The sequence below is a fragment of the Candidatus Curtissbacteria bacterium genome, from assembly GCA_024654445.1.
In the GTDB taxonomy this organism is placed as follows: domain Bacteria; phylum Patescibacteriota; class Microgenomatia; order Curtissbacterales; family GWA2-41-24; genus JANLHP01.
The window spans coordinates 1-26,340 of sequence record JANLHP010000023.1; the positions used below are offsets into that span (position 1 = coordinate 1).

The 26,340-nt window shown below is 41.0% G+C and carries 39 protein-coding genes; 31 read left to right on the forward strand and 8 right to left on the reverse strand.

Annotated elements, in window-relative coordinates; genetic code table 11:
• The coding region (locus tag NUV69_04460) for a hypothetical protein (GenBank protein MCR4324908.1) at positions 1–459 on the forward strand (459 nt) is incomplete at its 5' end.
• A gap of 109 nt (positions 460–568) precedes the next feature.
• On the opposite strand, the gene NUV69_04465 is transcribed toward NUV69_04460, so the two are convergent.
• Positions 569–1,147 (reverse strand): hypothetical protein, encoded by a 579-nt coding sequence (locus NUV69_04465; protein ID MCR4324909.1) that lies wholly within the window; start codon positions 1,145–1,147, stop codon positions 569–571.
• A gap of 355 nt (positions 1,148–1,502) precedes the next feature.
• Between NUV69_04465 and NUV69_04470 the strand changes: the two genes are divergently transcribed.
• The 5 genes from NUV69_04470 (at position 1,503) to NUV69_04490 (ending at position 3,266) form a co-directional block, all read left to right on the forward strand.
• Positions 1,503–1,772, forward strand: a complete 270-nt coding sequence (locus NUV69_04470; GenBank protein ID MCR4324910.1) for a type II toxin-antitoxin system HicB family antitoxin — start codon at positions 1,503–1,505, stop codon at positions 1,770–1,772.
• Positions 1,773–1,794: 22 nt separating this feature from the next.
• The gene (locus tag NUV69_04475; GenBank protein MCR4324911.1) at positions 1,795–1,980 is read left to right on the forward strand and encodes a type II toxin-antitoxin system HicA family toxin; all 186 of its coding nucleotides are present in this window, start codon (positions 1,795–1,797) and stop codon (positions 1,978–1,980) included.
• A gap of 325 nt (positions 1,981–2,305) precedes the next feature.
• On the forward strand, positions 2,306–2,524 hold the full coding sequence (locus tag NUV69_04480; protein MCR4324912.1) for a hypothetical protein: 219 nt from the start codon (positions 2,306–2,308) through the stop codon (positions 2,522–2,524).
• Positions 2,525–2,780: 256 nt separating this feature from the next.
• Complete coding sequence (locus NUV69_04485; GenBank protein ID MCR4324913.1) at positions 2,781–3,038, forward strand: type II toxin-antitoxin system HicB family antitoxin; 258 nt, start codon at positions 2,781–2,783, stop codon at positions 3,036–3,038.
• Between the two features lie 21 nt (positions 3,039–3,059).
• Positions 3,060–3,266 carry a type II toxin-antitoxin system HicA family toxin gene (locus NUV69_04490; protein MCR4324914.1) on the forward strand — a complete coding sequence of 69 codons (207 nt, stop codon included), beginning with the start codon at positions 3,060–3,062 and terminating at the stop codon, positions 3,264–3,266.
• 131 nt (positions 3,267–3,397) lie between these two features.
• Here the strand turns inward: NUV69_04490 and NUV69_04495 are convergent, their stop codons facing one another.
• From NUV69_04495 to NUV69_04515, 5 genes are all read right to left on the reverse strand, one after another.
• Positions 3,398–4,246 carry a hypothetical protein gene (locus NUV69_04495; protein ID MCR4324915.1) on the reverse strand — a complete coding sequence of 283 codons (849 nt, stop codon included), beginning with the start codon at positions 4,244–4,246 and terminating at the stop codon, positions 3,398–3,400.
• A gap of 34 nt (positions 4,247–4,280) precedes the next feature.
• A complete protein-coding gene (locus tag NUV69_04500) occupies positions 4,281–5,234 on the reverse strand; it encodes a tyrosine-type recombinase/integrase (protein MCR4324916.1) in 954 nt (317 codons plus the stop codon).
• 238 nt (positions 5,235–5,472) lie between these two features.
• Entirely contained in the window at positions 5,473–5,844 is a 372-nt protein-coding gene (locus NUV69_04505) for a hypothetical protein (protein MCR4324917.1), read from the reverse strand.
• Positions 5,844–6,068 (reverse strand): hypothetical protein, encoded by a 225-nt coding sequence (locus tag NUV69_04510; protein ID MCR4324918.1) that lies wholly within the window; start codon positions 6,066–6,068, stop codon positions 5,844–5,846. The genes NUV69_04505 and NUV69_04510 overlap by 1 nt, the downstream gene beginning before the upstream one ends.
• Positions 6,069–6,154: 86 nt before the next feature.
• Positions 6,155–6,367: a helix-turn-helix domain-containing protein gene (locus NUV69_04515; protein MCR4324919.1), complete on the reverse strand. Its 213-nt coding sequence runs from the start codon at positions 6,365–6,367 to the stop codon at positions 6,155–6,157.
• 62 nt (positions 6,368–6,429) lie between these two features.
• Between NUV69_04515 and NUV69_04520 the strand changes: the two genes are divergently transcribed.
• From NUV69_04520 to NUV69_04545, 6 genes are read left to right on the forward strand one after another with little or no spacing between them, the layout of a single operon-like run.
• Complete coding sequence (locus NUV69_04520; protein MCR4324920.1) at positions 6,430–6,804, forward strand: hypothetical protein; 375 nt, start codon at positions 6,430–6,432, stop codon at positions 6,802–6,804.
• Positions 6,797–7,084, forward strand: coding sequence for a hypothetical protein (locus NUV69_04525; GenBank protein MCR4324921.1), 288 nt, complete (start codon positions 6,797–6,799; stop codon positions 7,082–7,084). The genes NUV69_04520 and NUV69_04525 overlap by 8 nt, the downstream gene beginning before the upstream one ends.
• 6 nt (positions 7,085–7,090) lie before the next feature.
• Positions 7,091–7,267 (forward strand): hypothetical protein, encoded by a 177-nt coding sequence (locus NUV69_04530; protein ID MCR4324922.1) that lies wholly within the window; start codon positions 7,091–7,093, stop codon positions 7,265–7,267.
• Position 7,268: 1 nt separating this feature from the next.
• Entirely contained in the window at positions 7,269–7,445 is a 177-nt protein-coding gene (locus NUV69_04535; GenBank protein MCR4324923.1) for a hypothetical protein, read from the forward strand.
• The gene (locus tag NUV69_04540; protein MCR4324924.1) at positions 7,442–7,630 is read left to right on the forward strand and encodes a hypothetical protein; all 189 of its coding nucleotides are present in this window, start codon (positions 7,442–7,444) and stop codon (positions 7,628–7,630) included. Before NUV69_04535 ends, NUV69_04540 begins: the two co-directional genes overlap by 4 nt.
• Positions 7,584–8,048 (forward strand): hypothetical protein, encoded by a 465-nt coding sequence (locus NUV69_04545; protein MCR4324925.1) that lies wholly within the window; start codon positions 7,584–7,586, stop codon positions 8,046–8,048. Before NUV69_04540 ends, NUV69_04545 begins: the two co-directional genes overlap by 47 nt.
• Here the strand turns inward: NUV69_04545 and NUV69_04550 are convergent.
• Complete coding sequence (locus tag NUV69_04550; protein ID MCR4324926.1) at positions 8,015–8,905, reverse strand: thermonuclease family protein; 891 nt, start codon at positions 8,903–8,905, stop codon at positions 8,015–8,017. The two genes, NUV69_04545 and NUV69_04550, sit on opposite strands and share 34 nt — an antisense overlap.
• Positions 8,906–9,127: 222 nt before the next feature.
• On the opposite strand from NUV69_04550, the gene NUV69_04555 reads away from it, so the two are divergent.
• The 4 genes from NUV69_04555 to NUV69_04570 are packed head-to-tail and all read left to right on the forward strand — an operon-like array spanning position 9,128 to position 11,357.
• Complete coding sequence (locus NUV69_04555) at positions 9,128–9,304, forward strand: DUF1508 domain-containing protein (GenBank protein ID MCR4324927.1); 177 nt, start codon at positions 9,128–9,130, stop codon at positions 9,302–9,304.
• Between the two features lie 36 nt (positions 9,305–9,340).
• The gene (locus NUV69_04560) at positions 9,341–10,348 is read left to right on the forward strand and encodes an SIR2 family protein (GenBank protein MCR4324928.1); all 1,008 of its coding nucleotides are present in this window, start codon (positions 9,341–9,343) and stop codon (positions 10,346–10,348) included.
• Entirely contained in the window at positions 10,348–11,175 is an 828-nt protein-coding gene (locus NUV69_04565) for a hypothetical protein (protein MCR4324929.1), read from the forward strand. The genes NUV69_04560 and NUV69_04565 overlap by 1 nt, the downstream gene beginning before the upstream one ends.
• Positions 11,176–11,207: 32 nt before the next feature.
• Positions 11,208–11,357 (forward strand): hypothetical protein, encoded by a 150-nt coding sequence (locus NUV69_04570; GenBank protein MCR4324930.1) that lies wholly within the window; start codon positions 11,208–11,210, stop codon positions 11,355–11,357.
• On the opposite strand, the gene NUV69_04575 is transcribed toward NUV69_04570, so the two are convergent.
• Entirely contained in the window at positions 11,354–12,370 is a 1,017-nt protein-coding gene (locus tag NUV69_04575; GenBank protein ID MCR4324931.1) for a tyrosine-type recombinase/integrase, read from the reverse strand. The genes NUV69_04570 and NUV69_04575 overlap by 4 nt on opposite strands.
• Before the next feature lie 50 nt (positions 12,371–12,420).
• Here NUV69_04575 and NUV69_04580 point away from each other — a divergent pair, with 50 nt between their 5' ends.
• The 15 genes from NUV69_04580 to NUV69_04650 all read left to right on the forward strand — a co-directional run bounded on the left by NUV69_04580 (position 12,421) and on the right by NUV69_04650 (position 26,330).
• On the forward strand, positions 12,421–13,548 hold the full coding sequence (locus NUV69_04580) for a glycosyltransferase (protein MCR4324932.1): 1,128 nt from the start codon (positions 12,421–12,423) through the stop codon (positions 13,546–13,548).
• Positions 13,529–14,638 (forward strand): sugar phosphate nucleotidyltransferase, encoded by a 1,110-nt coding sequence (locus tag NUV69_04585; protein MCR4324933.1) that lies wholly within the window; start codon positions 13,529–13,531, stop codon positions 14,636–14,638. Before NUV69_04580 ends, NUV69_04585 begins: the two co-directional genes overlap by 20 nt.
• A 103-nt stretch (positions 14,639–14,741) precedes the next feature.
• Entirely contained in the window at positions 14,742–15,392 is a 651-nt protein-coding gene (locus NUV69_04590) for a sugar transferase (protein MCR4324934.1), read from the forward strand.
• 144 nt (positions 15,393–15,536) lie between these two features.
• Positions 15,537–17,351 carry a DUF4012 domain-containing protein gene (locus NUV69_04595; GenBank protein MCR4324935.1) on the forward strand — a complete coding sequence of 605 codons (1,815 nt, stop codon included), beginning with the start codon at positions 15,537–15,539 and terminating at the stop codon, positions 17,349–17,351.
• Positions 17,352–17,358: 7 nt separating this feature from the next.
• Positions 17,359–18,180, forward strand: coding sequence for an HAD-IIB family hydrolase (locus NUV69_04600; protein ID MCR4324936.1), 822 nt, complete (start codon positions 17,359–17,361; stop codon positions 18,178–18,180).
• A 115-nt stretch (positions 18,181–18,295) separates the two neighbouring features.
• Entirely contained in the window at positions 18,296–18,487 is a 192-nt protein-coding gene (locus tag NUV69_04605) for a hypothetical protein (protein ID MCR4324937.1), read from the forward strand.
• Positions 18,484–18,879: an aspartyl protease family protein gene (locus NUV69_04610; protein ID MCR4324938.1), complete on the forward strand. Its 396-nt coding sequence runs from the start codon at positions 18,484–18,486 to the stop codon at positions 18,877–18,879. The genes NUV69_04605 and NUV69_04610 overlap by 4 nt, the downstream gene beginning before the upstream one ends.
• Before the next feature lie 309 nt (positions 18,880–19,188).
• Positions 19,189–19,812, forward strand: a complete 624-nt coding sequence (recO, locus tag NUV69_04615; GenBank protein ID MCR4324939.1) for a DNA repair protein RecO — start codon at positions 19,189–19,191, stop codon at positions 19,810–19,812.
• Between the two features lie 21 nt (positions 19,813–19,833).
• The gene (locus NUV69_04620) at positions 19,834–20,673 is read left to right on the forward strand and encodes a hypothetical protein (protein MCR4324940.1); all 840 of its coding nucleotides are present in this window, start codon (positions 19,834–19,836) and stop codon (positions 20,671–20,673) included.
• A gap of 12 nt (positions 20,674–20,685) precedes the next feature.
• Entirely contained in the window at positions 20,686–22,011 is a 1,326-nt protein-coding gene (locus tag NUV69_04625; protein ID MCR4324941.1) for a glycine--tRNA ligase, read from the forward strand.
• A gap of 62 nt (positions 22,012–22,073) precedes the next feature.
• Positions 22,074–22,439, forward strand: a complete 366-nt coding sequence (locus tag NUV69_04630) for a hypothetical protein (GenBank protein MCR4324942.1) — start codon at positions 22,074–22,076, stop codon at positions 22,437–22,439.
• Between the two features lie 306 nt (positions 22,440–22,745).
• Positions 22,746–23,144 (forward strand): cell division/cell wall cluster transcriptional repressor MraZ, encoded by a 399-nt coding sequence (locus tag NUV69_04635; protein ID MCR4324943.1) that lies wholly within the window; start codon positions 22,746–22,748, stop codon positions 23,142–23,144.
• A 62-nt stretch (positions 23,145–23,206) separates the two neighbouring features.
• Positions 23,207–24,097 carry a 16S rRNA (cytosine(1402)-N(4))-methyltransferase RsmH gene (rsmH, locus tag NUV69_04640; protein ID MCR4324944.1) on the forward strand — a complete coding sequence of 297 codons (891 nt, stop codon included), beginning with the start codon at positions 23,207–23,209 and terminating at the stop codon, positions 24,095–24,097.
• 158 nt (positions 24,098–24,255) lie between these two features.
• On the forward strand, positions 24,256–24,573 hold the full coding sequence (locus NUV69_04645) for a hypothetical protein (protein MCR4324945.1): 318 nt from the start codon (positions 24,256–24,258) through the stop codon (positions 24,571–24,573).
• Positions 24,574–24,590: 17 nt separating this feature from the next.
• On the forward strand, positions 24,591–26,330 hold the full coding sequence (locus NUV69_04650) for a penicillin-binding protein 2 (GenBank protein MCR4324946.1): 1,740 nt from the start codon (positions 24,591–24,593) through the stop codon (positions 26,328–26,330).
• Positions 26,331–26,340: the final 10 nt, after the last annotated feature.

Sequence of the window (26,340 nt, forward strand, 5' to 3'; positions counted from 1 at the left end):
TTGAAAAGAGTTTCTGCCATCTTTGCCACATTTCTCGCGATCTTCTTATTCGTCGTTCTCCCAGCAAACGCTCAAACTCCACGAACACAAACAATCTGGACACAATCCGGTGAAGGAGTAAACGTAATTCCATATGTCGAGGGTGGGCGCAGGTGGGCATTTGTAGACTTCGAAAGTAAAGCTTTCAGCAATATTCAATACGTCTACTTCAACTTTACATATGACCACTCGGGTCCAGGCAAAAAAGGTGGAGTAGAGGGAAGCTTTATTCCTGGCAACGAAACCGTCAAACACTACAACGGCGTACCATACATCAGAAGAGCTTTGATATTCGGAGCGTGTTCCAGAAATGTCTGTACTTACGAACCCAATCCAAAAAACGTAAAGCTGACGGTTAACACGAAGATGAAATCAGGCCCAGTCGATCAGTACACAAGAATTCTAAACGTCCCTAACTAAAAGTCTTTCTCTCTCACTCTTATTGTTCGAGCATAGCGAGAACTTACCTTAAAGACTATATAATTTTGGCGGTAACTTCTCACTAAAGTTCGAAGAAGAAAAAATTAGCTCAATACTTTTGTAAATCTTCGTTCCCTTGGGAAAATCTTTGTGGAAGGCCGGAAGTATTTGCGGGTCCGACTGCCTGATACGTGCTTTTAACAAAATCGCTAGCAACACCTAAAACTCCTGCTTCTTTTGTGCTCAGGCCGCTCGTATTGACGTCATAACTGGCTTGTCCGCCGGAAACAGTCAGGATTATGTGTCCTTTTCCCGAAGAAGGAACCAGTTTAACTCCTGATCCAGTTGTTGTGGCTACGAATCCAACCGGATAAGCAATCTTAAACCCCAAAGTGTCGTCCTGAAATACTGAATACCTTGGCACAACGTTCTTCATAGAAATTCCCTTTTCGGCCTCGTATACCTCCTTCAACTTCTCAATCTCGGCAGAAGGAGAACTTTTACTTACTTGCTCATTTCCACTATCTTTTGTCCCCAAATTCTTTTGAGCAAAAGCAAGCGCGGCAACGACAATCAGGAAAACTAGTATTACGGAACCAATACTTTTTCTGTTCCTAGGAACAGAATGAATTACTTGAGATTCTCGTTTTTTAGCCGTACGACGTCGAGGCTTTACTTTTGCGGCCATACTAAAAATATAACACTAATTTTAAGCCGTTGATATACCCACCTCTCCTTCTCATTTTATTCTCCCCCGTCATCCTCGCGAAAGCGAGGATCTAGATTCTCGATCTAGTCGAGAATGACAAAGCCTACTTGTGTCATTCTGAGCCTCTCGGCTGTCACTCTGAGCGCAGCGAAGAGTCTCGAGATAAACTCCGCGAAGGGTCTAGATATAATAAGGAAGGCTGTGGAGCGATCTAAGCTTGCCAAATCCAAAAAACAAAAAGCCCTCGAAAGACTAAATTTCTAACCCTTTTTTCATAAATGGTCATAGATAGTTAGAGATGTTCAGACATAGTCACAGATAGTATAATATGGTTATGCTGAAACGTTCCGAACAAGTTTCTGAATACGAGCTACCCGTTAAAATCAACGCGCAAAAAGACGGCGGGTATGTTGTTACATGCCCAAAGTGGGCTGACTGCTTTGCTCAAGGGGACACCATTGAAGAAGCCATTTTAGAAATTACGGCTGTTGCTCAATCCCTTATCGAACTTTATAAAGAAGAAGAGCTTTCAATCCCTCTAAAACCTCAGAAAAATAAAAGAGTCAGCAACTCCTTAATTCTGCCTGTTATAGTGGCAGCATGAAGCACTATCATATTGAGAAGTAATCAAAAAAGCTCGCAAAGCTGGCTTCGTTTTTCGTCGAAATACGGGCGGAACGCATGAAATTTGGTGGAACGAGACCAAGCGTAAAACTTGCGTTATTCCTCATCACCATGAAATCAAACAGGGAACCCTTAAAAGCATTATTAATCAAATGGGATTATCTGAAGAAGAATTTAAAGATCTTTAAGCAAAATTAACCCTCCCGAAAAACAAAAAGCCCTCGAAAAATTATAGATCCTCGTCTTCAAAAACATCACACTTTATGACATATCACAACATGTGATGTTTTCGTGGCTAAAAAAGTCTATATAACATCACAAATTACGGCATATGCGCAATTTGTGATGAATTCTGAAATCCAGCCTAAAGTTCAATATCAGCCTTCGTCTTCGACGAACCTGATATATCAGAGGGGCGAAGCGATCTGATGATATAGTTTGAACTAATGAACCAAGGACACAGAGGTTTTTAACAAACTACTTGATTCCTTAGCTCACTTTATAGAATAATAAATGTCCATGTTAACTGACGACGATGAAAAGAAAATTAGAAGCATCGTAAACGAGGTAGTAGAGACTTCTACCGAGTCAATGAGAGCGTCTCTGGTGAATATAGAACAAGACCGTAAAATCCTCAAAGACATTTGGGAGTTCGTAAAAGCTCATTCAGTCCAGCTAAAAGACCACGAGGAAAGAATCTCCAGCCTCGAATCTTCCTCTAAAGTATCCTGATATAATTCCCCCATCCGAATTGCGTTGGTCCACGACGTCATTCATCAATTACAAAACTGCTCTTCGTGTATAGGTTAATGATCAAACGTACTTTTCATTAACCTTCGTATTCTTTTATTTGCTTTTCTTCTCAACCAAGGACTCACGTGCTTGTTCCAACCTCCACCGCCTGCTCTTTGCGCCCATTTCAAATATTTAATGGATAAGCTATGCATAGGTTACATTTTAACATCTAAAAAGTAGTATAATTCACCTGATGAAAAATCAAAAAGTCAAAAAAGTATTGAAATATACTGTTGTTTTTGAACCGGCAGAAGAAGGTGGTTATGTAGCGTCCGTGCCTGCTTTGCCTGGTTGTTTAAGTCAAGGCGAATCTTTTGAGGAAACAACAAAGATGATCAAGGACGCAATTTCCGGATACCTAACTGTTCTTAAAGAAAAGGGACAAGAAATTCCCAAAGAATCTGAAGAGGTAATCATCTCCAAAGTCGAAGTCTTTCAACCCAGTGTTTAAATGCCTAAACTCCCAATTGTTATGCCTAACAAAGTTGTTAAGGCACTCAAAAGAGGTGGTTTTGTAGAAGCGAGACAAACAGGTAGCCATCTTATTTTGTGGCACCCCGATACCAAAAGAATAGTTTCTATTCCAATTCATAGCAAAACCCTTAAAAAGGGTCTACTTTCAGGGATCATTAAAGAGGCGAATTTAACCCTGGAAGATTTTCTCAAACTTCTCAAGTAATGTCTTCTTCTCAACCCAGAATAGCTTTAATACATGATGACTTCAATATAGAAGTATTTTTATTTAGGCTGTGAGGATAGGACAATCACATACTAGCAGATGCACGTTTTTTGTCAATAGGTAAGCGCTATTTAATCCAAAAATTCAATAAAATTCAGTCCGAATAAGGTTAAACTAAAATCTTTTCCTGAACCTCCGCCTATTGTTGCAGTGTTCACCTTAATGTTCAGGATACCTAACGAAGTCAATTCGGCAAGTCTTTCAGTTACTTTCGCTCTCTCGTGGATCTCCCGTGTTTGCGCCCGTTTAAGAGGCTCTGAAGGCCAACCCTCTTGGTTAGGAATACCGTACTCCTCTTTCACTTTGGGCGTGTCTGGCTTGTAATTATCATAGAGCCACTTTTCCAAAGGACTCCAAAAGGACTCCTGCAATAGAAGGTGTTCGTGCCACCAGTCTTTACTCCTATCAGGGTGAACTTGTGTATTTTCCGTAACCCTTTCAGTAATTTCACCCTCAATCTTAGGAAGCATCTCCTTTTTCCAAAAAACCAAAAACTCCAAAGAATCCAGGCTTATTCTCGAGAAACAATCTTGCAATCTTTCCAGTTCATATTTATCTTTCTCTTCACTTTGAGTATAGCCAAGTATTACTTTTTGCAGAAATTCCTTCTTTGTTTTTAGTCGCTCTTTCAGATAACCATCAAGAAAAACCAAAAAGGCTTTCTTGAAGCCATCCGTTTTTACAATTTCTTCAGAAAACTCGTCCGGATGTTCATTTATGAACTTGGTTATATCGTTGAGTTCATCCTGATTTGCCGCTAAATAAACACCGTACAAGCCTACGGCACTCAATAAAATTGATTCCCAATTAGGATTACCGGCCAGGAAAGAAAGCAAAGGGGGAACTATATTTGGAAAAGCAGAAAAAGACAAAGCATTTCCCACCCTCTCAACCAACGCTTTTTTAGTAGTAGAAGCCATCAAGAGAGAATTATCAAGAAAAACAGCAAGATTTTCAATTCACCTGTTTTTCTTTCGGATTGAGAAAGTAGGGTATGCCTAAAGGTTCGTCTGTTATTTCATCTGCATCCGGGAAAATTTTATTGATCGGGTTTTCATCAAAAACGTCTTTTAAGTCTTCCCCGACCAAGTGTGTATATCTGTTATGGGTTTTAAAACTTGTATGACCCACAGCCTTCATTATTTTCATAGTATCTATATTTGCTTTGTGGCTTTCTGTAATGAAACTATGCCTAAACGTGTGTAAGTGGATACTTTTGTCATATCCCAAAAGAGCCAATCTTTTTTTAAGTTCATCTCTATATTTTTGAGGGGAAGCCATAGCGCCTTCCTTCGTAGCAAAAACAAAGTCATAAGGCTTAGCGTTTCGTTCATCAAGCCAACTTCTTAGCCTTCCTCTCATTATTTTTGGAATCCACAGTGTTCTGATTTTTCTCCCTTTACCCAAGACCCTAAAAGTATTATTCTCAAAATTCACATCCTGAACCCTCAATCGCAACGCTTCTATGCGCCTAAGTCCGCATCTACCAAGGAACTCGAAGAAAAAATCATACTCCCTTCTATCGATATAACTGTGATACTTGCTCCAAACTCTTGGGCAGTCCACGATTGCATTTATCTGACTGACAGAGAGAAGAATAGGCGAGAAAGGTTCATCCTTCATTGATTTCAAGTACAAGAACAACTCTTCTTTAATAAGTCCTTCGTCAAAAAGGTATCTAAAAAAACACTTTAATGTGGCAATCGCGGAGTTTACTGTGGCAGGCATACGGCCTTTTTGATAATAATCGATAAACCTATCGTTATTTTTTCTCGTTATTCTTTTCCGTCTCAACCAACTGCGGTAGTATCGTAGATTATCAGCGTGCCTGCTAATAGTGAGAGGGGACAACCTAATACGTCTTTTGGCATTTAAAAATCTTTGTATTATTTCTGTTTTTAACTTCATAATAAAAACCCTCGCCTCGGGGACAGCCAAAACGAGAGTTTTTATTTGTCCCCGATTTTTGCCTTTAAAAAAAGGACGGTAATTTGTCTAGGCCAGAACAAAAAGTTCTGATTGTCTAGGCAAGTTACCGTCCTATTGAAAGGGTTTGGAGTTGCTAGGTTATCTAATTATTATGTTAAGGGCTGAAATTGTCTCAAGTCAAATTTTTGTAAATCTTCCTAAATAAAAATAGTTTTTGCTATTGGCGAGATGAGTTGAACTTAGAAATTTTTTCCTCTATTCCATCAATCCTCTTGGTAACATCGGAGGCGTCATAAGCATCTAGCCAACACCTGCTTAAAAATCCCATCGAACTACCAACTTGAACGGGTACGCCTCCTGCCCATACACCGTTTATCACCTTTCCTAAAAAGACTTTTACATCCTCCGGTGATTCTATTTTTACATTCTTGCCGTATATACCTCTAAGACTCCTGTTCTCCCCACCCTTTTGAGAAGCAAATAGGGCATTGTCGGCTTGATCTGGATCGTGACGGAAGCAATAATCCTTGCCTTTTTGCGCAAAGGCTCTGCATTTTCGGTTATCACCGAGTAACTTTTGACATTTCATTATTCAGTTTCAATTTTAGGTTCCGGTACGCAAAATATTATTGCTGAAAAGCCTGGCTGGTCAATGCCTTTTGGCTCTGCCACTTCAATTCTGTTACCGTCTTCTTCTAAATAGAACTTGCCACTTTCTTTGACATAAAAAGGTACTGGCTTAAAAGGTGTTTGATTAGTGCCCACCAACTTATCAACTTTATTATTAAGTTGTTTAATCTGTGTGGATCTCATACTACTTAGTTGTTGTGGGGGTACTGTTTATTTTTTCGCTCACCTAATTATCAGAGGCAGTTCTGTCTTAAGTCAACTTATTAAGGCTATTTAAAGAGATCTTTTAGAGGGACTTTAAGCACTTTAGAAATTTTTTCCAAAGTATCCGTTGATGGGTTTCGTTCCCCTCGCTCTATGTACCCTACGTAAGCCCTATTGAGGCCGGCCTCTCCGGCAAGATCTTCTTGCGTGACACTTTTATCCTCCCGGATCTGCCTGATTCTTTTACCTATTTTTTTAGAAACTGCCGATACTTGCACTATGCTTACAGTTTCTTAAAATCTTTACTGCCAGTCGACTTACTGGTAGTATAGATTTTGAAATGTTAAGTGAGAAGTTACAACCACATTTTGATAAAAAAACACACATCTATTTTGAGTTTTTGAAAGGTGTACTTGTTGGAGGACTCCTGGTATCCGCAATTTTTCTACTTCAGGACTTTACTTGCCTTACAACTGGCTCTTGTGTTGAAGAAGCGAGTATAGGTGAAGACCCACAATGTGAAACTGATAACTTTGGTCGCTTTGGAGAAAAAATTAGGAACTGTAATACCGGCTATGACACCCGGATAATTTCACGAGGAGAATACATCGCAAATAACATCAAGTTTGGTTTCGTAGTTGGCTCTCTAGGGCTTGGAATAATTCTTGGAGGAATTTTAGCGGAAAGAAAAAGAAGAAAAATGTTTTATGAGTAGTCAAACAAATTTTGAGCAATTTGTTAAAGAACTGTCAGATTTTAGGCAAATATCTGAAACAAAAATTTTACATATGGTCGTGCAAGTCGTTGTCAAAATGTATCGTTTTTTAACAAAAGATTTGGATGCGGTCGACGTTGTTATTTTAAACAGAGGGAAGACCCAAATCTATAAAGGCAATAATGAAGTATCAGTCTCAAACAAACACAAAAACCTTATTGTTTGGGCTACCTTTAGATTTTTAGAAAGTAAGGTTTTAGCCAATTTAAAAATAAACTGATAAAAGATGGACAACACTTGGCTTACGGAAGACCTTAAACAAGACGTTCGCAAACATTTTGAACCTAGGTACAAAAGAAAACTACCGGATTCGGAAGTTGAAGAAATTGCAAAAAACTTAACTGAATTTATAGAGCATTACCTGAAATTCAAGTGGAGACAACTAAATACTAAGACAAAATAATATGGTTTCCCGAAAACTGATAGAAGAACTGCAAAATATAATGAAAGAGGAGTATGGTGCTGATATGACTTATGCGGATGCGGACAGTTTTGGCAATAAACTGGTAAGTTATTTTGGTTTGCTTGCTAAGATAGATTACGAAAGCAAAAAGAAAGCAAAGGAGTTAAGCAAGAAATGACAATATCCGTTCCGGAAGCCAGAAAAATGATGGGAAAAGAAGCAAGTAAATACTCCGACGAGCAGGTGGTGGAAATGGTAGGCACTTTAACTGTTCTAGCCGATTTAGCAATTGATAGTTGGCTTGCTAAAACCCCAAATGAAAGAAAAGATTGGATCAAGAAACACGATAATAAGCCTGTTTAAAATGAAAAAACTCTATTTAGACATTGATGGAGTAATTCTTAACAAAGACTTATCACCGGCAAACCATTTAAAAGAGTTCCTCGAGAGAGTGCTTCCCAAGTATGATGTATATTTTCTTACCACCCACTGCAAAGGTGATGCAGAATATACCTTAAACTACCTCTCAAGGTTACTAGACCAGGAGATAATTGAACTACTCAAAACTGTGAAGCCAACAACCTTCGACAGGTTAAAAACGGAAGGGATAGATTTTAATTCGGAGTTCATATGGCTGGACGACTACTTATTCGATTCCGAAATTGCAGAGTTAGAAAAGCACGGGGCTAAGGATTCGTGGATCAAAGCCGATCTGAAAAATGATCCGGATTTTCTGAAACATTTCATTCAGGGTAGTGTTTCACAAGCCACGCCGTCGTGATCTTGGTCTAACTTGTGAGGATCGCTTGAAGGGCCACCTTGCGCGACAAAGAAAGACTGCGCTTCCGCGTGTGTTGAAAAATCCCCGCAGTCTTTATCGCCACCTGTATAAGTTGATGTTCCAGTAGTTGGTTGCTTTTGAGTTGCCGTTGGCTTGGGACTAGGTGAAACTTTTGAAGTGCCGGTGGCGGGTGATGGGCTTGCAGTTGAACATTTTCCCCATAAGCCCGATTTATTGCTTTTAGCGTCCTCTTGAGCCTTTGAAAATACGTCCTGCTTTTTAGTGTCAGGAGGATATGCAGTTGCCTTGGCAAAGCCATCTTTAACTAGAACTTCGTTTACAAAAACATCCCCAACAAATACGTAACGCAAAAGCCTTTGATACTGGTCAGTTTCTGAAACATCCTTTTCTACCCTTATTTCCTTACCTTCTACTAATTCTCTATTCTTTTGGGTCGCTTCCTTCGAGTAGCACTCGACAGGCTTGCTTGGATCAGAGGTCTCCGGCGTATCTATGCCTATGTATCTGATCGTTTTACCACCCTCAACTTGAATTGTGTCTCCGTCAACTACTTTTGTAACTTTATACTTTTCTTCAACCAGTTCGTTTTGGGCGGGGGAAGCAACTGGCGATTCTTCATTTTGGGTTTCTGCATCAGACGCAACCTTGTTAGGCGATTCACCGGTTAAACCTATCAATACGAAAAGAATAATCGCTAAAACACCAAAGAATATAGAGAGTCTTTTTCTAGGGCTATTGCTTCCGGCGGTAAGTCTTAAAAATAAATGCGGCTTTATTAAGCCCACTACTAGAGCAATAGGCGTAAGCATTAGGAGTATCACAAAAAACACGGCCATATTGCTGGTAATTATAGACTCAACACAAATTATAGTAAAATAAAGTCGATGCCCACGATTTGTGGGTTTTTTGTTTTTGCACATTAAAAACTGGCCGGGATAAAACGCCCCTCCCAAATTTTTGGGCTAACTTAGCCTAGATCCTCCTCCCGATTTTTTTCTTGAAGAATCGGGCGGGGAGATCTAGGCGGTTTCCCACTATAAAAATGAAGGGAGGTGTTGATGATGGTAAGATTTGAAGTCTTCCGAGATAGGGCAGGATATTATCGTTGGCGGCTTGTTGCTGCGAACGGTGAGATTGTCGCTACTGGCGAGGGTTACGACTCTAAGCAGGGTGCGGCGAGATCCGCCTATCGTATCAAGGAACTTGCTCCAATCGCTTCTGTTATTGAGGTGTAAGGGATGAGACTCCTTCCCGGTCAGTTTTTTTACAATATGAAATTCGCAGATACATTATTACTAACGGGTGCCGGTTATTCTGCAAACTTCGGCGGATTCTTAGGTAGAGAGATGTGGTCTTGGATTTTTAACAATTCCAAATTAAATAATGCCGGCAGTCTAAAGAGAAGTCTCCGCAACAAATTTGACTTTGAGGCTATTTATTCAGAAGTTTTTGACGAAAGAAGTAACCTACCTTCTCACGAGACGGAAATTTTTAAGGAAGTGGTAAATGAGGCTTATCTCGCTATGGACGCTGTAATTCAAACAGGATGGGACAACCTTCCCATACATCACGCAGATGCAACTAAGTTTTTAGGTCAATTTATAGAATCGGACGGAGGTACTTGTTTCACCCTAAATCAAGACCTTGCGATGGAGAAAAGATTTGGATGGAATACTTTTGGGCCGCTAAGCATAAGATATAAGGGCAATTGGGGCAGTTTAGATCTTAATGACCTAGATTCAACAGACAAGGTTTTACCTACGGCTGACGAAATTGATAAATACAAAACAGAAGCAGAAAACTCTAGTCGTCGGTACATTAAATTACACGGCTCTCTCAATTGGATAAGTCAGGATGGGAGTGATAGCAAGGTTATTGGAATCAATAAAATGACCACCATAACCAAAATCCCTCTTCTGAAGTGGTATTTCGACCTGTTTAAGGAAGCAATTTCTACCGGTGATAAAAGGTTGGTAATAATTGGATACGGCTTTCGAGACGACCACATAAATTCGCTCCTAGCAGAAGCCTGCGAGAAAAATAACCTCAAGTTGTATATCATTTCTCCAACCGACCCGGTTTCCTTTCAGGAAGATTTACTTTATAGAGGGCAGGGGGCTCTTAGGAGTGAAGACCCGCTTCGTTCTAAAATTTGGAACGGTGTTTATGGCTACTTTCCGTATAAATTCAGCGAATTATTTCCTAGCCCACAAATAACTTCGAATCCGAAACTAGCAGAAATTCACCAAGCGTTATTCTCATCCTTTGCGTTAAATTGATGACAAAATTCAAAAAGTATTCAGAGCAACAATTTGCGACTTATCTCGACAATTTGGGTTTATATTGGGAATACGAACGTGATTGGGAGGGCAAAAACCCGGACTTCACAATTTATTCGGACATTTCAAAAAAGAGAATTGTTGCCATCGCCGAGATAAAGGAAATTGATCATACAAAGGGTGAAAAGGAAATCTTAAAGAAAACGAATTTCTTGTCCCGAAGCGGCCATCCCAACACTAGTGAAAGAAAGAAAATACACGAAGTAAGGGAGCAGTTCAAGGTTGTTAGAAATTATCCCTGTCTTTTAATAATTAAAGACCTTACAGCCCCTCCTAAGCCTCCAATTTTGACCCTTGCTTCGATGCTTGGAGACCTATCTATCTCTTTTCCAGTCCGCGTTCCTGGTAAGAAGCCTGTGGGCAAAACATTTAATTTTTTCGGTAAGCAAGGAAAAATGATTGACCAAAAAGGGAATCGTAAGCAAAACACTACTATTACTGCAATAGGCTATATAGAAACTATTAAACCAGATGTAATTCGGAGTGGATTTGACAAAATGATGCCCAAAATTATTAAAGAGATCGGTGGCGTGTCTGATGAAGCACACACAAATCTTTATTTAGAAAAAGCGCAGAAATTGGAGAATAGACTAACCAAAAAAGGATTTGATCTCGACAAGACCGCTATTGGTGTAAGTTTTACATTAAATCCTTTTCGGAAAAAAAGGTTTCCGAGATCTTTTTTTGCTAATAAATATTCGCGTATATTTAGATATTCTCCATCTAAAAGCAGAATATTATTAGATTATGATTGGAGCAAAGTATAGATTAGGCGAAGTTGCCTGGTTTAGTAGTCATAATGTCTAAAAAACAAAAACTAGCAGAGGAGGAAATTAAAAACTTCACCGAATTTATCGACCTTTTACAGGAAGAGACGGAAAGGCAAAAGCATATGTCCGAAAAGGAAAAAAAGGACAATGCAGTTAAGATGGGGGATATTTATTATTAAGACTCTCGAAGATGAAGGGTCTTTTGTGCTGGCTCTTTGTCTATTTGCACAGGTTTTAAGTTTAACGGGTGGGATTCAATAACATTTTTTAAATCATCAACAACAAGGTGCGTATATTTAAGAGTTGTATTCAGGCTTGCGTGGCCTACTATTCTAGCAACTTTTAGTGCCGGGGCTTCAGCCTTTATCAACTCTGTAATGAAACAATGGCGAAGCAAGTGCAAGTGGACTCGCTTTTTAATGCCAAGAATCTTTGCTCTAGTCTTCATCTCATTGATAAAAGTGTGAGCCTCGATCCTTCTACCGTCTTTATGAAAGGACTTAAAAAGAGGCTCTTCCGGTTTTGCATTGCGGTTTTCTAGCCACTCTTGCAATCTAATTCCTAGTTCAACTGGCATTGGGATGATTCTCGGCTTATTAAATTTTGCCTCTCTAATTCTTATTACCATTTCTTCAAAATCTAGGTCTCCGGCGTTTAAATAAACGGTTTCTGACCGTCTCATACCCGTGCAGGCGACAAGTTCAAAGAAAAAGTCGTAATAACGCCTGTCTAGGTAATTGTGCCATCTGTCATACTCTCTTGGGCAGTCGATAATTGTTCTGATTTCCGCAATTGTTAGCAAATCAGGGAAAAAAGCCGGTAATCTCATAGACTTTATGCAGTGCGAAATGTCGTCGTCTAAAAACCCTTCCTCAAGCCATAGCCACTTCAAAAACTGCTTCATTGAAGAGATTATGGAGTTCACAGAAGCCGTAGCAAGCCCTTTAGGTTCCCCAAGTCCGTTTGTAGACTTCGAGTCAATGTTTTTGCAATGGAGGATATAGTCGCGAACAGTGTCTTTGTTTATATGCTTGCAGTCTATAAAATCCGGGAAATGCCGCAAATTGTACCAATTTCGCTGGATTGTCTTCTCACTCATACCACGATAGCGGTAAAAATCGAAGAATCTGACCAAAAATCTATCGATTTGTGATTTTTTCGCTATTCTGCCCCTTTTTCTGCCCGATAACATATAATAAATTGACTAGAATGGTCACTTTTGCAACCATATTTAACTAAATTATGCTATCCAAACAACCCAAAGTAGCGTTAGTACACGATGACTTCATCCAAAAAGGTGGGGCGGAAAGCCTTTTCGCGACAATCGCCATAATCTGGCCGGAAGCGCCTATCTACACATCTCTGGTTAACTGGAAAAAAATCCCCAAATCAATAGAAAAAAAACGCGTTAAAACGTCTTTCTTGCAAAAAATCCCCTTCGCGATCAAACTTTACAAAGGTTTTTTGCCACTTTTCCCGTTTGCCTTCGAAAGCTTCAACTTTTCAAAATACGACATTGTAATCTCTTCAACTACGCGTTTCGCCAAAGGAATCGTAACTGGACCCAACACAGTCCACGTTTGTTACATAAACAGTACTCCAAGGTTTCTCTGGGATAAAAAAGCCACGAATCAATATTTGCCCGAATGGTTAATGTTTCTTGCGACACCAGTTACAAACCAACTCAAAAAATGGGACAAAGCAGCAAGCAGTAGAGTGGACTTTTACATTGCAAATTCCCATAACGTGCAACACAATATTAAAAGAATATACGGGCACGAATCAGAAGTCATTTACCCTTTTGCCGACCTAGATTATTTCAAATTGCCAAAAGTGCACAACTGGGAGCTCAAAAGCAAAGATTATTACTTAATAGTCGCAAGGCTTGTTAAGTGGAAAAGGGTCGACATTGCGATAAAAGCAGCCCTTACGCTGAATGCGAATTTAATAATAGTAGGCACGGGTCCAGACGAAAAGAGGCTAAAAAAACTAGCCGGAGGCAACCCAAAAATCGAATTTATCGGCAGAGTTAACAGGAAAAGGTTAAGAGAGCTTTACCAGAATGCGCAAGCTCTCATTATGACCCAAAAAGAAGATTTTGGAATCTCGGCGGTCGAAGCCCAAGCCTGCGGCACGCCAGTAATTGCCTACAAACACGGAGGTCAAGCCGAAATCATAATAGATAAGGAAAGCGGCGTATTTTTCGAAAAACAGACCAGAGACTCACTCCAAGATGCAATTCTTGCTCATTCTAAGGTAAAATGGACAAGACCTAAGATTCGCAAAAACTCCCTTCGCTTTTCAAGAGAAGTTTTTGTTTCTAAAATCAAAAAACAGGTAGAATCAGTTTATGCCTCAACAAGACAGTAACGAGCTTAAAATAGTCCTTTTTTGCGGCGGTTCGGGAACCAGAATGTGGCCAGCTAGCCGCAAGGAAAAACCAAAGCAATTCCAACCACTTGTAGGAGAAACATCGATGTTTCAGCAAGCGATGACCAGGATCAAAAAAGGCTTCCCCATAAAAGACGTCTTTGTTATAACAGGCAGGCAGTATGTCGGCCTCGTAATGCAGCAAGAACCCGATCTTCCCCTCGAAAACGTAATTATTGAACCCGAAATGCGAGACACTCTCGCTGCCGTTGGTTACGCGGCCGCGGTTCTCGACAAAAAGTTCGACAACCCGATCGTAGCTTCTCTTTGGGCAGCCGACCATCTTGTTAAAAACGGCGACGAATTCATAAAAGCTCTAAAAGTCGCCCACGACTACGCTAAAGAAACAGGCAAAATCGTCTCTGTTGACGTAAAGCCCACTTATCCCAACACCCATGTCGGCTACATTCAAGTTGGCAAGATGCTCAAAAAAATTAATGGCATTGCGATATTCGAATACGTTAAGCAAATCGAAAAGCCCGACCTTAAAACAGCTAAAAAATACGCAAGCTCTTGGGAATTTCTTTGGCACGCCGGCTACAAAGTTTGGCATTCGCAGCAAATGCTCGCCCTCTACAAGACTCATACACCAAAGGTCTACGCTGGCTTAAAAGAGATCCAAGAAGCTTGGGGAACAGATAAACAAGAAGAAGTTATCAGAAAAGTTTACCCCGATCTCGAAAAAGATTCCGTAGATTATGCGATCCTCGAAAAGCTCGACCCTAAAGAAATCGTTGTGCTTTCAGCCGACATTGGCTGGTCGGATATCGGTGCCTGGAATATTCTAAAAGATGAACTTTCTGATCTTCCTCAGGATAACGTTATTAAAGGTGAAGTAATAGACGTTGATAGCCATGATTCTCTAATTTATTCGACAGCTCCAGACAAGATAGTTGCAACAATTGGCTTAAACGAAGTTATTGTAGTCGACACCCAAGATGCTCTTTTAGTTTGCGCAAAGGACAGAATCTCGGACATCAAAAAAGTAGTAGAAAAATTGAAAGAAGCGAAAAAAGACAAGTATCTCTAAAATTAACCTGATTTCTAATTGACCTAATTTCTAACTAATGACCCAATTCAAAAATTAAAAAATTGGCATTTGATTAAAAATTAAAAATTAAAAATTTTCCAATATGCTATACAATACACTCAAACGTGCCCTTGATATTTTTGGCAGTTCAGTCGCGCTGATCATTTTTTCTCCCATAATTATTCTTGTTGTGATACTAATTAAGCTCAATTCTAAAGGCCCTATATTCTACACACCGACAAGAGTCGGACGAGATGGCAAACCCTTCGGCATGTTGAAATTCAGAAGCATGAAAATGTACGAGATTGACGGCAAATTAGTTCATGCTGAAAAGTACTTAAGATCTAACCCCAAACTTATGAAAGAGTATCAAAGAAACAGCTACAAACTCAAAAACGACCCAAGGATTACACCTATCGGTAAATTTTTAAGAAGATTTTCCTTTGATGAGCTCCCGCAACTTATAAACGTTTTAAAGGGCGATATGTCGCTCGTTGGACCAAGAGCTTATCAAGAGGACGAGCTTGAACACCAACAAAGGGTATACCCCGAAACCGTCAAATACGTTAAAATAATCCTAGAGAGAAGGCCCGGCGCCTCTGGTCCTTGGCAGGTCGAGGGACGTTCTTTTATTAACTTTGACAAACGGGTAAAAATGGACGCCGAATATATTAAAAGAAAGTCCATAGCGTACGATATTTGGATCATTATAAAAACTCCCATTTCGATGATTACCGGAAAAGGCGCTATATGATAATTTTCAATTTACTTTTGCGAAGCAAAACTTCGCAAGATTAATTCGAAATTTCTAATGAAATCTAAATGTTTTAAAAATTAAATTTGATAAGAAAATATCTAACGATATTTTGAAAGAATTGATTAAAAATTCAAAAGAAGTATGAGAAGAAGACTAACTATAATTATTCTCCTGGTCGTCGTAATACTAGGAATTTTTGCGATTTTGACAGCAATTTCTGCAAGACGTGCCGCGAAAACCGCCAGACAAGCAGTTAGCGCATTGCAGCTTCAGGATCTCGATGCCAGCAAAGCCTATTTAAAAGACGCTAAAAGCCAGTTTCAAACCACACAAAAGTTTTTGATAGTATTTACGCCACTAAGAGTAATTCCGTTAGTCGGATGGTATGTGGCTGACGCTCAAAGAGGCGTAAATGCCGCAGTTCACGGTATGGACGCTGCTATTACTTTGACAGACGCGATCACCCCATACGCCGACGTGTTGGGATTAAAGGGCGAAGGAACCTTCCTTGGGGGAACAGCTCAAGAGAGACTCGCAAGCGCGGTCGAAACACTATCGCTTGTTTCCCCTCAGCTCGACCAAGTAGGTGAAGATTTGCAAAAGGCAAGAAAAGACGTCGACAAAATCGAACCCTGGCGCTATCCAAACTTCCTTCCTGGCAGACCAGGGGAAAAAGTAGCCCTAGCAAGAACTACAGTCGACCAGCTCGAATCACTAATTGTCGACACCAAACCGCTTCTCGAAGTTCTACCCCAGATAATGGGCCAGGACGCGGAAAGAAAGTATCTCGTTCTTTTCCAAAACGACAAGGAGTTGAGGCCTACAGGAGGGTTCATAACAGCATACGCCGTCTTTAGGGTAAACAAAGGCTTAATCGAATCAGAAGCTTCCGACGACATATACAAACTCGACAACACGCTGCTCAAAAGAATACCCGCGCCGGCGCCGATACAGCAATACTTAAACGTCAACACGCTCAATCTTCGTGATTCAAATCTTTCACCAGATTACAAGCTTTCAATGAATGAATTTAAAACGCTCTACGATTCAACTTCGGACCCCAAAGAAATTGACGGCATAATCGCGCTTGATACTCACTTCGTCGTAGAAATGATGAATGTTTTGGGACCAATAGACGCGTACGGCACAACGTTCACGACCGAAATTGACCCCGATTGCCAGTGTGCTCAGATAATTCACGAACTCGAAAAATACGCGGACCAGCCTGTTTCGTACGAACGTGGTTCCAGAAAAGACATTATTGGAGTTTTAATGAAGCAAATGATGGACAAGGCATTTAACGCTCCAAAATCCACATGGCCGAAACTTCTTGAAACAACAGTGGATTCGCTCAGGCAAAAACACCTTTTGTTAGAGTTCGAAACCCCCGAAACTCAGAAGGCAGTAGAAAGAGTTAATTTTGCGGGCAGGCTTCACGAATACGACGGCGATTACTTGCACATTAACGAATCCAATCTTGGCGGAGCAAAATCCAATCTTTATATCGAAGAAAAAGTTAAACAGAAAGTAGAAAAAGGCAAAGATGACAACATCACTAAAAAAGTGACTATCGAGTATAGGTATCCAAGAAGAATGGATAACTGTAATTTGGAGAGAAAAGGCGGGCTTTGTTTGGCGGGTATCTACCGTGATTGGATCAGAATCTATGTGCCAAAAGGATCAACTCTTGTAAGCTCTTCCGGAACAGAGGTTGCGCTGACCGCGTCGGAAGACCTCGGCAAAACAGTGTTTGAGGGCTTCTTTACGCTAAGGCCAGAAGGAACCGCCAAAATCGAACTCGAGTATACAGTTCCTATCAAGCCGGATGGCGATTACAAACTCCTTATCCAAAAGCAGCCCGGTATCGAAGGCCACACCTACGAAGTCGACGCTTTCGGCAAAAAGCAAAAAGCCTTCCCCCTCGACACGGACAAAGAGCTCGTCGTCAAACACTAACAAAGGAATGAATCCAGAACGAGCGTGGCTATTTGATGTTGATGGCGTGATAACCAATCCGGAGCAAAAAATAGTCACCGAACCGCAAATTATTGATGAAATAGCAAAACGACTGCAAGATGGTGAACCTGTCGCTCTTGTTACCGGTCGCTCTTTGGACTTTATGAAAGAAAGAGTGATAACGCCTCTCAGGGGAAAAGTAAACGTAGGGGGCCTGCAAAATTTTCTAGCAGTCGGTGAGAAAGGTGGAGTATGGATAACATACGATGAAAACGGCCAAGAAAATGAAACAGTCGACGTAAGCATTACGGTACCACAAGAACTTCAAGACGATGTTAGAGCTCTAATGGAAAGCGAGTTCTCAGAACTTATGTTTTTCGACAGCACTAAAAGAACCATGATTTCAACCGAAATGAAAGACGGCGTAAGCCTTGAGGATTATCACAAGCAACAGGGAAAGCTAAATGGGAGGTTAGAAGAATTAGTTCAAAAATATGGGCTCTCGGACGACCTTGAAGTCGACACCACAACGATTGCAACCGATATCCAAAACAAACACGTGGGTAAAGATTTTGCCGCAAGACGCGTACTTTCTTGGGTTCAGGAAAGAGGGATTAACCCACAAATGTTTATTACTCTTGGCGACAGTAGAAGCGACATTCCTATGGCCCAAGAAGTTCACAATCAGGGGAAAGCTGTAACACTTGTTTTTGTAGGTAAAGAGGACGACAAAAAACACGTCCGAGACATGAAATTGCCGTTTCGAGTTGTAACCTCTCAAGAAAATTACGAAAAGGGAACCTTAGAGTATCTTTCTTCTCAAGATTAGCTTTACCCAGGTGATAAAATATAAGAAAGCTTGCGGTCCTCGTCACATTCATGTAACTGAACGTGACTGCGGGCCTAAAGAGCGCTTGTTTTTTCGCTAAAGCTCAAATATAGGCATGAAACCAATAGATTTAACTAAAGTTCTAAAAGGACACACAAGCGGCTGGGTTGCACTTTCCCCGGATTACAAAAAAGTAGTCGGCTACGGCAGAACACTTAAATCGGCTTCCCGAAGAGCCGAAGCTGAAGGTTTTAAAAATGCAATCTTCATGCGCGCTTTCAAAAAATACCGCCCTATGGCTGTATGAAGTTCCCTTACTATAAATTAGGTCCCGACTTACTTCCCTGGATAGAGGCAAAAATAAAAAACGAAGACAAAGAAAAAACGTTTATCTTTCTTGTCGATTCTGGCGCCGACTACAGCATCTTCGGTCCAGAAATCGCCGAATTTTTAGAAGTAAACATTAAAAAGGGAAGACGCATTAAAACAGGTGGCTTGGGAGGTTCCGCTAACACGTATTACTTTGAAGACATAGAAATTGACGTAGGCGGAGAAAGCTTCCCAATAATTGCCGGTTTTATTAAGGACAGAGTAATGGATGGTCAAACTGCAGGCATTTTAGGCAGGCAAGGCTTCTTCGATTATTTCAAAGTTTGCATCGACGAAAAAAACGCCGAAATCAATCTCGAACCTCGATAAGTGTCATCCTGGAGGGAGTGAAACGATCGATAAGCAAAGCTTTTCTTCGAATAGGATCTGTTTGAGATTCTATTTCGAGCTTGCGAGAAACAAGCTCCCTTCTTTCTCAAAGAGAAATACGTTCTCGTATCGCTTCGCTCCAGAATGACATGCCTTTAGCAACTTCGACTTCGTTCTGTAACGCGGACATAGTTAATCGGTTTAGGAAGCTAGTTACGTTTTACGTTAAACGTCTCGAGCATCGTTACCGTAAACCTCTTCCGTCTTGATCCTTGATACATGACGCTTGATACTTGATACAATAGTTATATGTACCAGCGCACAGAAGCAATAGTGCTTAGGCGCCGAAATTTCGCAGAAGCAGACAGAATAGTCACCTTTTATACTAGAGATTTTGGCAAAATTACAGCGATTGCAAAAGGCGTCCGCAGACCCAGATCTAGAAAAGCAGGACACTTGGAACTTGGCAATTGGTGCAAAGTATTTGTAGCTCGTGGCAGAAACCTGGATCTTTTAACAGAAGTCGAACTGAAACAATCTTTTGGAATTGCCGACTTTACGGAAGATAAAGCAAACAGAATCTATCACCTCTTGGAAATAGTCGAAAGCCTAACACCAGAAGCACAGAGAAATCAGCGCGTTTATTTCCTCCTGCTGGCCTTTTTAAAAGAAATTCAAGACAAAGAAGATTTTAATTTAATATCAAGCGTTTTCAAGATCAAAATTCTCTCAAGCCTTGGATTCTTCTCTACCAAATCACTCGGCGAATCAAAAACAAAAGACGTTATTGCGATACTCGAAAGCGAGAACCTAAAAACTATAAGAGATCACGTAAATCTTTCCGCAGATTCACATTTGAAACTTATGTCGTTTCTTGATAGCATAATTGAAAACCTCACTCAAACCAAACTTAAAACAGCAAAATATCTATAAGTTGAAAAACGAGACTAAATCATGAATGCATCCAGGCGGACCTACATCATTGCAGGAGTAAGCATATTCTTAATTATGGTCGCGGTTTACTTCTTATTTATTTTCAACAAGGGCGCCAAAAAGCTCAAAGCAGACGACAGTGAAGGTGAAGTGAAGGAAATAACAGAGCTGAAAGCCGACCAAAAGCCCTTCGTTACGCTTACTCCGACTTCAGACGGCGCGGAAATAATAATTTCAATCGAAAATATGTCTTACTTCGACAATATGGAGTACGAGCTAACTTATCTTGCAGATAACCCAACAATTAGGGGCGAAAAATTGACGAGGGGCGCAACCGACGTCAACATCAACACTAAAGACGCAAAATATAAAAAATCTCTTCTGTTGGGGACTGCCTCACGGGGAACAAGAAGTCCAGATACAGGAGTTGCAGACGGAAAGCTCACGCTGCATCTATTCAAAGATGAAACAGAGTATCGCTCGGAAACAACTTGGGATTTATATCAAGTTGGAGCGACAGCAGGAACTACCAAAGACAGGACTGGAAACTTCACTATCGAGATTCCCAAACTAGTTAAAGCGTACTGGCTAATCGTTGCAGACACTGTAGGCGTTCCGCCTAACCCCCAGGGGTTTGAAGCAAGCGATGTGAGAACTCCGGTTTATGGTACATTTTCTGTTGCTCCCGAATTCGCAAAACCTGTAAACGTCACAATTAAGGCAGAGGGTGAGAGTCCAAAGTTGTACATTTACGACCATCAAAACACTACCTGGAGTGACGCAAATAGCGAGTATTCGAGTGGAGCCTTAAGCGCAACTACAGGTAAATTCGCGACTTTCGTCGTTGTCTCTCCAAAATAGTACAATATTCCCATGGCCGAGAAATCTGAATCAAATTTAATGGAAAAAATTGTTTCCCTCGCAAAGCGCCGAGGGTTCGTTTATCCCGGCTCTGAAATTTATGGCGGCCTGGCCGGTACCTGGGATTACGGCCCGCTTGGGGTCGAGCTTAAAAATAATATTAAAAGGAATTTTTGGCAAAGTATGGTTTACGACCGAACGGATGTAGTCGGACTCGACGCTGCGATTCTGATGAATCCAAAAGCCTGGGAAGCATCTGGTCACGTCAAAGCTTTTGCCGATCCGCTTGTTGAATGCAAAGTTTGCCATGAGAGGTTTCGTCAGGACCAGGAAGACGAGATAAAAGCCCACGAAGCAAGCCATAAAGACAAGAAAGTCGAGTGGACGGAGCCAAAGCAATTTAATCTTCTAGTCGAAGCCAAGCTGGGGGTTGTCGAAGGCGAAAAATCAAAAGTTTATCTCCGAGGAGAGATCACACAAGGGGTCCACGTCAACTTTAAGAACGTTCTTGACTCTACCCGTACGCAAATTCCCTTCGGTATCGCCCAAATTGGTAAGGCTTTTAGAAATGAAATCACACCTGGTAATTTCATTTTCCGGTCCCGCGAGTTCGAACAAATGGAGCTTCAATTTTACGTCAAACCCGAAGAATCAGAAAAATGGTATAACTATTGGAAAGAAGAACGAATGAAATGGTATCAAGACCTCGGGATCAGCAAAGAAAAATTGAGATTTCGTCAACACGCAGAAGATGAGCGAGCTCATTACGCGAAAGACGCCTGGGATATTGAATATGATTCCCCTTTTGGTTGGAAGGAGTTCGAAGGTATACACAATAGAGGAGACTGGGATCTTTCTCAGCACCAAAAGCATTCTGGCGTTAGCATGGAATACTTCGACCAGGAGAAAAATGAACGATATTTGCCATGGATTATAGAAACTTCCGGAGGAGTAGACCGCGCGACCCTCTTCCTTCTAATAGATGCATACACCAAAGACGGTGAGCGAGTGTATCTAAAACTAAACCCCAAGCTCGCGCCTTATAAAGCAGCCGTTTTTCCTCTCCTTGCAAACAAGCCCGATCTTGTTAAAAAAGCTAGGGAAATCTACTCAGAACTCAAAACTCACAACTCATTACTCCCTATTGCCTGGGACGATAGGGGAAACATTGGCAAACGCTACTTTTCTCAAGACGAAATCGGCACACCATACGCAATCACCGTAGATTTCCAAACTCTTGAGGATAACATGGTAACCATCAGAGATCGCGATACTGCAAAACAGGAAAGAATAAAAGTAGAAAATCTCAAAGAAGAACTTTTAAGGCGGCTTCAGTAAGACAAAAACCTGACAATTTGCTTGTTGACTTGATCAAACAGTAAAGTCTATGCTGAAGTTAGATGACTTCCGAAGTGGCAACAGAAGTTAGACCTTTAACTTCTAAACGGTTCATCACTGCCTTAGCAAATGGAGAGCAAGAACTCTCAGAAGAAGGTCGGGCATTATTTAGATTTGTTTTAGCTTCATATATAATCGACAGTCATCATGCCAACTCCACTTTTTCAGCCTCTCAAGAGCATCTCGCCCAAATAGAAGAAATCAGGCGTACAACCTGTAATCAACTTGAGCTGCACGATTACCCACACGAAGAAGTAATAACCATTTTCGACGAAGTAAGCCTTAAAACTGGCCGAAATGTCTTAGGACTAAGATCGCCAGCGTTTAATGTTTTCGGACCAGATTCGTTCGAATTAAGCGCTAAATAGAAAAGACACTTGCTGCCCAAGATGCCCAATAATTCGCCGTTTTTTAACCTAATCTTCGTTGTTGTCAGCGTTATTATCTCTGTTATTATTTTCCTCTCCATAATCTTTTTCCAGGTAGCCCCATAATTTCTTTTACTCACATCACCGTGGCTAGTTTGCCTCCATTTTAGGGGGTTGACAGGAAGGCTCAATATGGTGAAAAATGGTTATAGATGGTGATTATTGGTGAATCACCATTTTTAATCTCCTGATAGCAACAGTGCTGCCCGGGAGGACCCTGCAAAAAGTGGGGAAAGGTGTAAGGAAATGTTTCTGGGCAGCTATAGACCTTCATTCAACAATTTAACTCGAAGGATCGCTTTACCGAAAAAAATACGTGACTATCTTGCGACAAGTGAAGTTATTCTATCTTTCGGCTTCGAAAAATGCATTTTCGGCTTCGATATCAAAACTTGGGAAAAAGAGTCTGAAAAAAGGCTTGGAGACCCCATTACAGAACGAAGCGCTCGGGATGTTCGTCGTTTCTTTTTCTCCTCAGCCAAGCATATCAGACTTGACTATCAGGGCCGCCTTGTCATTCCTAGCGATTTACTGGACTATGCAAAGATCCAAAAGCCAGTAATAGTTGGAGCCGGAGATCATTTCGAAATCTGGGAAGAAGAAAGCTGGGGAGGAGAGATAAGGAGGCTCCAAAAGGTAAAGTGATTTTGATTCGTTCGCAGACACGTCGAAAAACGAAAAGGTCTGCTTGCTTATGTAAACTTGAAATGACAAGGCCGAGGCCTTATCAGGCCTCGGAAGTTTATCACAAGCCTGTACTTTTACAAGAAGTAATAGATTTTTTAAACCCAAAAGCTGGTACTAGGTTTATCGACGCGACCTTAGGCGGAGCAGGACACGCACAGGAGTTAACTAAAAGAGGAGCGGAAGTTCTAGGAATAGACCGAGATCCGGATTCACTTGAGTTTGCAAGATCAAAGCAAATACCAGCGTTAACGATTGAAAGAGGCAATTTTGCGGACATTGGCGAAATTGCAAAAAGATCAGGGTTTGACCAAATAGACGGAATACTTTTCGATCTGGGAGTATCCAGCAACCAGCTGGATAACGCACAACGGGGGTTTAGCTTTACAAAAGAAGGCCCCTTAGACATGAGGATGGACCCAAATTTAACTGTTAGAGCATCTGACATTATTAATAATTTTGATGAAAGGAGACTGAGTGAAATCTTTAAGACGTATGGTCAGGAAAAGTTTAGTCGGTCAATTGCTAATGCTATTTGCAGCGCCCGTCAAGTAGGACCAATTGAAACGACGACAGAACTGGCTGAGATTGTAAAAAGAGCGATACCTAGAGGTGTAAGAAGAGAAAAAATTCATAAGGCAACACGAACGTTTCAGGCGTTAAGAATAGTAGTAAATAGCGAACTTTTAAATTTAGAACAAGCTTTACCGCAGACGCCAGATCTAATTAGACCGGGAGGCCGATTGGTAGTTATTAGTTTTCACTCGCTTGAAGATGCAATAGTCAAACGATTCTTCAAGCAAGAAAAACAATTTAAAATCTTGACAAAAAACCCAATCGGCCCCCAAGACGAAGAAATAGAAGAAAATCCGCGCTCAAGAAGCGCCAAACTCCGAGCCGGAGAAAAGATATAAAGAAAATTAAAATTGGTCTAATTATTCTAATTGACCTAATCAATGACCAATTAAAGAATTAGTAATTAAAAAATTATTTTTCGAGCTTGTCGAGAAAAACAAGCTCTGCTTATTCAAAGAAAAGCTCTGCTTATTCAGAAATTAGAAATTTTCAGATTATGCTGCCCGTATCTGATTACAAAATAATAACGCAAGAAAAAAACAACAACTTTAGCCTCATAGGTAGAGTCAAGGTTAAATTAGTTGTCGTTTCCGCCTGTCTATTAGCTGTGCTTGTGTTTGCTCAGCTCATTTTTGCAAACAACTTGGCAACTGACGGCAAAAGACTTTCAGAAGTAAACAGAAAGATATCCGAGCTCGAAGCTCAAAATGTTACATTGAGAGCCGAAATTGCAAAAGAATCTTCGCTCGCCAACCTTTCCAAAAAAGCACAGGCGATGGGCTTCGGTACTCCCTCAAACATAATCGTTCCATAGGCGGTAAAATAGTAACAATGGACAGAATAGGAGTCTTAAAGATCGTCATCTTCTTTGTGGCTGCGGTAATCGTTGCAAGATTTTTCTATTGGCAATTCCTTTCCGACATCGCACAAGCAAACAACATTTCAACTAGCCAAGACGAAATTCCCGCAGAACGAGGACAGATATTCGCAAGCGACAATTTCCCGATAGTCGCCAACCAACAAGCCTTTCTACTTTTTGCGAAGACTCGGGAGATAGAAAATCCGCAAAAAGCAGCCAAAGAACTCGCGCCTTTTTTGATATCTGAAAAATACGCCACAGGTGAAGCGAACTTAAACGATGACGAAAAGAAAGAAAGAGACGCTGAAATTGAAGCAAAAGAAAAAGAAGTAGAAAAGTCCCTTACAAACACAAGCTTGTCATGGGTACAGCTCGGCAGGAAAATCTCTCTTGACATTAAAGGGAAAATTGAAGGCAAGTCTATTAAAGGCCTCGGTTTTGAAAGGGACGAAAAGAGGCTTTATCCGGAAGCTTCGATGGCTGCTCAACTATTAGGCTTTGTGGGTTCTGACAAATTCGGCAACGACACAGGATACTTTGGACTCGAAGGATTTTATGATAGACGTCTTCGGGGCAAGCCCGGAAGGTTAGGGCAGGAGAGTGACCCCATGGGACTGCCGATCCTCGTTGGAAACTATCGCGCCATCAGGCCGGAAAAGGGCTCTTCCCTCTATCTAAGTATAGACAGAACAATTCAGTTTATCGTCGAGCGCAATTTAAGACTCGCAACCGAAAAATATGGCGCCAAAGACGGAACAGTAATAATCGCCGACCCAAAAAGTGGACAAATAATTGCAATGGCAACTTATCCGACCTACGAACCTGCTCTTAGAGCCGAATTTGACGAAAAACTATATAAGAATCCGGCGGTTGCCGATACTTACGAGCCTGGATCTACCTTTAAGTTGATAACGATGGCAGCAGCTATTGATTTATCCCTCGTCGAGCCAAATACAAAATGCGACGTCTGTTCTGGCCCGCGCCAAATTTCAGGTTACGAAATATCTACTTGGAATAAAAAGTACTATCCCAATTCGACAATGACAGAAGTAATTCAACATTCTGACAACGTTGGCATGACATTTGTTGCTGAAAAGTTAGGCGTCGAGAAATTCACAAGCTACATCAAAAGGTTTGGATTTGGAACTCAAACGGGAATAGGCCTACAGGAAGAATCACCAGGAAATATAAGAGGCCAAGACGAGTGGAGGCCCATCGATCTCGCAACGGCTTCTTTTGGACAGGGAATCGCCGTCACGCCCATCCAGATGGTGCAAGCAGTATCTGCAATCGCCAATGGAGGAGAATTAATTGCACCCTCTCTAGTCACTAAGATTAAAGATGGCGACAAAGAAGAAGTGGTGAATCCAAAAGACAAGAAGAAGGTAATTTCTCCCAAGACAGCCGCCCTCATTACCGAAATGATGGTCAACGCCGTTGAAAACGGAGAAACAAAAGCCTTTGTCCCTAAAGGTTATAGAATCGCTGGTAAAACTGGAACCGCGCAAATTCCAGTCTCTGGGCACTACGACCCAAACAAAACAATTGCCAGTTTTATTGGATTTGCTCCCGCGAACGACCCTCGCTTTGTCATGTTGGTCCGTTTTACAGAACCTTCCTCGTCACCATTTGGTTCCGAAACTGCAGCGCCAACATTTTTCAAAATCGCGGGAGAAGTATTTAACTATTTGGGAATTGCATCTTCACAATGATACAATCAAA

Coding starts and splice junctions, on each gene's coding strand:
- NUV69_04465 (MCR4324909.1), bottom strand. CDS start 1,147: ATGGCCGCAAAAGTAAAGCCTCGACGTCGTACGGCTAAAAAACGAGAA.
- NUV69_04470 (MCR4324910.1), top strand. CDS start 1,503: ATGCTGAAACGTTCCGAACAAGTTTCTGAATACGAGCTACCCGTTAAA.
- NUV69_04480 (MCR4324912.1), top strand. CDS start 2,306: ATGTCCATGTTAACTGACGACGATGAAAAGAAAATTAGAAGCATCGTA.
- NUV69_04485 (MCR4324913.1), top strand. CDS start 2,781: ATGAAAAATCAAAAAGTCAAAAAAGTATTGAAATATACTGTTGTTTTT.
- NUV69_04490 (MCR4324914.1), top strand. CDS start 3,060: ATGCCTAACAAAGTTGTTAAGGCACTCAAAAGAGGTGGTTTTGTAGAA.
- NUV69_04495 (MCR4324915.1), bottom strand. CDS start 4,246: ATGGCTTCTACTACTAAAAAAGCGTTGGTTGAGAGGGTGGGAAATGCT.
- NUV69_04500 (MCR4324916.1), bottom strand. CDS start 5,234: ATGAAGTTAAAAACAGAAATAATACAAAGATTTTTAAATGCCAAAAGA.
- NUV69_04505 (MCR4324917.1), bottom strand. CDS start 5,844: ATGAAATGTCAAAAGTTACTCGGTGATAACCGAAAATGCAGAGCCTTT.
- NUV69_04510 (MCR4324918.1), bottom strand. CDS start 6,068: ATGAGATCCACACAGATTAAACAACTTAATAATAAAGTTGATAAGTTG.
- NUV69_04520 (MCR4324920.1), top strand. CDS start 6,430: ATGTTAAGTGAGAAGTTACAACCACATTTTGATAAAAAAACACACATC.
- NUV69_04525 (MCR4324921.1), top strand. CDS start 6,797: ATGAGTAGTCAAACAAATTTTGAGCAATTTGTTAAAGAACTGTCAGAT.
- NUV69_04530 (MCR4324922.1), top strand. CDS start 7,091: ATGGACAACACTTGGCTTACGGAAGACCTTAAACAAGACGTTCGCAAA.
- NUV69_04535 (MCR4324923.1), top strand. CDS start 7,269: ATGGTTTCCCGAAAACTGATAGAAGAACTGCAAAATATAATGAAAGAG.
- NUV69_04540 (MCR4324924.1), top strand. CDS start 7,442: ATGACAATATCCGTTCCGGAAGCCAGAAAAATGATGGGAAAAGAAGCA.
- NUV69_04545 (MCR4324925.1), top strand. CDS start 7,584: ATGAAAGAAAAGATTGGATCAAGAAACACGATAATAAGCCTGTTTAAA.
- NUV69_04550 (MCR4324926.1), bottom strand. CDS start 8,905: ATGGCCGTGTTTTTTGTGATACTCCTAATGCTTACGCCTATTGCTCTA.
- NUV69_04555 (MCR4324927.1), top strand. CDS start 9,128: ATGATGGTAAGATTTGAAGTCTTCCGAGATAGGGCAGGATATTATCGT.
- NUV69_04560 (MCR4324928.1), top strand. CDS start 9,341: ATGAAATTCGCAGATACATTATTACTAACGGGTGCCGGTTATTCTGCA.
- NUV69_04565 (MCR4324929.1), top strand. CDS start 10,348: ATGACAAAATTCAAAAAGTATTCAGAGCAACAATTTGCGACTTATCTC.
- NUV69_04570 (MCR4324930.1), top strand. CDS start 11,208: ATGTCTAAAAAACAAAAACTAGCAGAGGAGGAAATTAAAAACTTCACC.
- NUV69_04575 (MCR4324931.1), bottom strand. CDS start 12,370: ATGTTATCGGGCAGAAAAAGGGGCAGAATAGCGAAAAAATCACAAATC.
- NUV69_04580 (MCR4324932.1), top strand. CDS start 12,421: ATGCTATCCAAACAACCCAAAGTAGCGTTAGTACACGATGACTTCATC.
- NUV69_04585 (MCR4324933.1), top strand. CDS start 13,529: ATGCCTCAACAAGACAGTAACGAGCTTAAAATAGTCCTTTTTTGCGGC.
- NUV69_04590 (MCR4324934.1), top strand. CDS start 14,742: ATGCTATACAATACACTCAAACGTGCCCTTGATATTTTTGGCAGTTCA.
- NUV69_04595 (MCR4324935.1), top strand. CDS start 15,537: ATGAGAAGAAGACTAACTATAATTATTCTCCTGGTCGTCGTAATACTA.
- NUV69_04600 (MCR4324936.1), top strand. CDS start 17,359: ATGAATCCAGAACGAGCGTGGCTATTTGATGTTGATGGCGTGATAACC.
- NUV69_04605 (MCR4324937.1), top strand. CDS start 18,296: ATGAAACCAATAGATTTAACTAAAGTTCTAAAAGGACACACAAGCGGC.
- NUV69_04610 (MCR4324938.1), top strand. CDS start 18,484: ATGAAGTTCCCTTACTATAAATTAGGTCCCGACTTACTTCCCTGGATA.
- recO (MCR4324939.1), top strand. CDS start 19,189: ATGTACCAGCGCACAGAAGCAATAGTGCTTAGGCGCCGAAATTTCGCA.
- NUV69_04620 (MCR4324940.1), top strand. CDS start 19,834: ATGAATGCATCCAGGCGGACCTACATCATTGCAGGAGTAAGCATATTC.
- NUV69_04625 (MCR4324941.1), top strand. CDS start 20,686: ATGGCCGAGAAATCTGAATCAAATTTAATGGAAAAAATTGTTTCCCTC.
- NUV69_04630 (MCR4324942.1), top strand. CDS start 22,074: ATGACTTCCGAAGTGGCAACAGAAGTTAGACCTTTAACTTCTAAACGG.
- NUV69_04635 (MCR4324943.1), top strand. CDS start 22,746: ATGTTTCTGGGCAGCTATAGACCTTCATTCAACAATTTAACTCGAAGG.
- rsmH (MCR4324944.1), top strand. CDS start 23,207: ATGACAAGGCCGAGGCCTTATCAGGCCTCGGAAGTTTATCACAAGCCT.
- NUV69_04645 (MCR4324945.1), top strand. CDS start 24,256: ATGCTGCCCGTATCTGATTACAAAATAATAACGCAAGAAAAAAACAAC.
- NUV69_04650 (MCR4324946.1), top strand. CDS start 24,591: ATGGACAGAATAGGAGTCTTAAAGATCGTCATCTTCTTTGTGGCTGCG.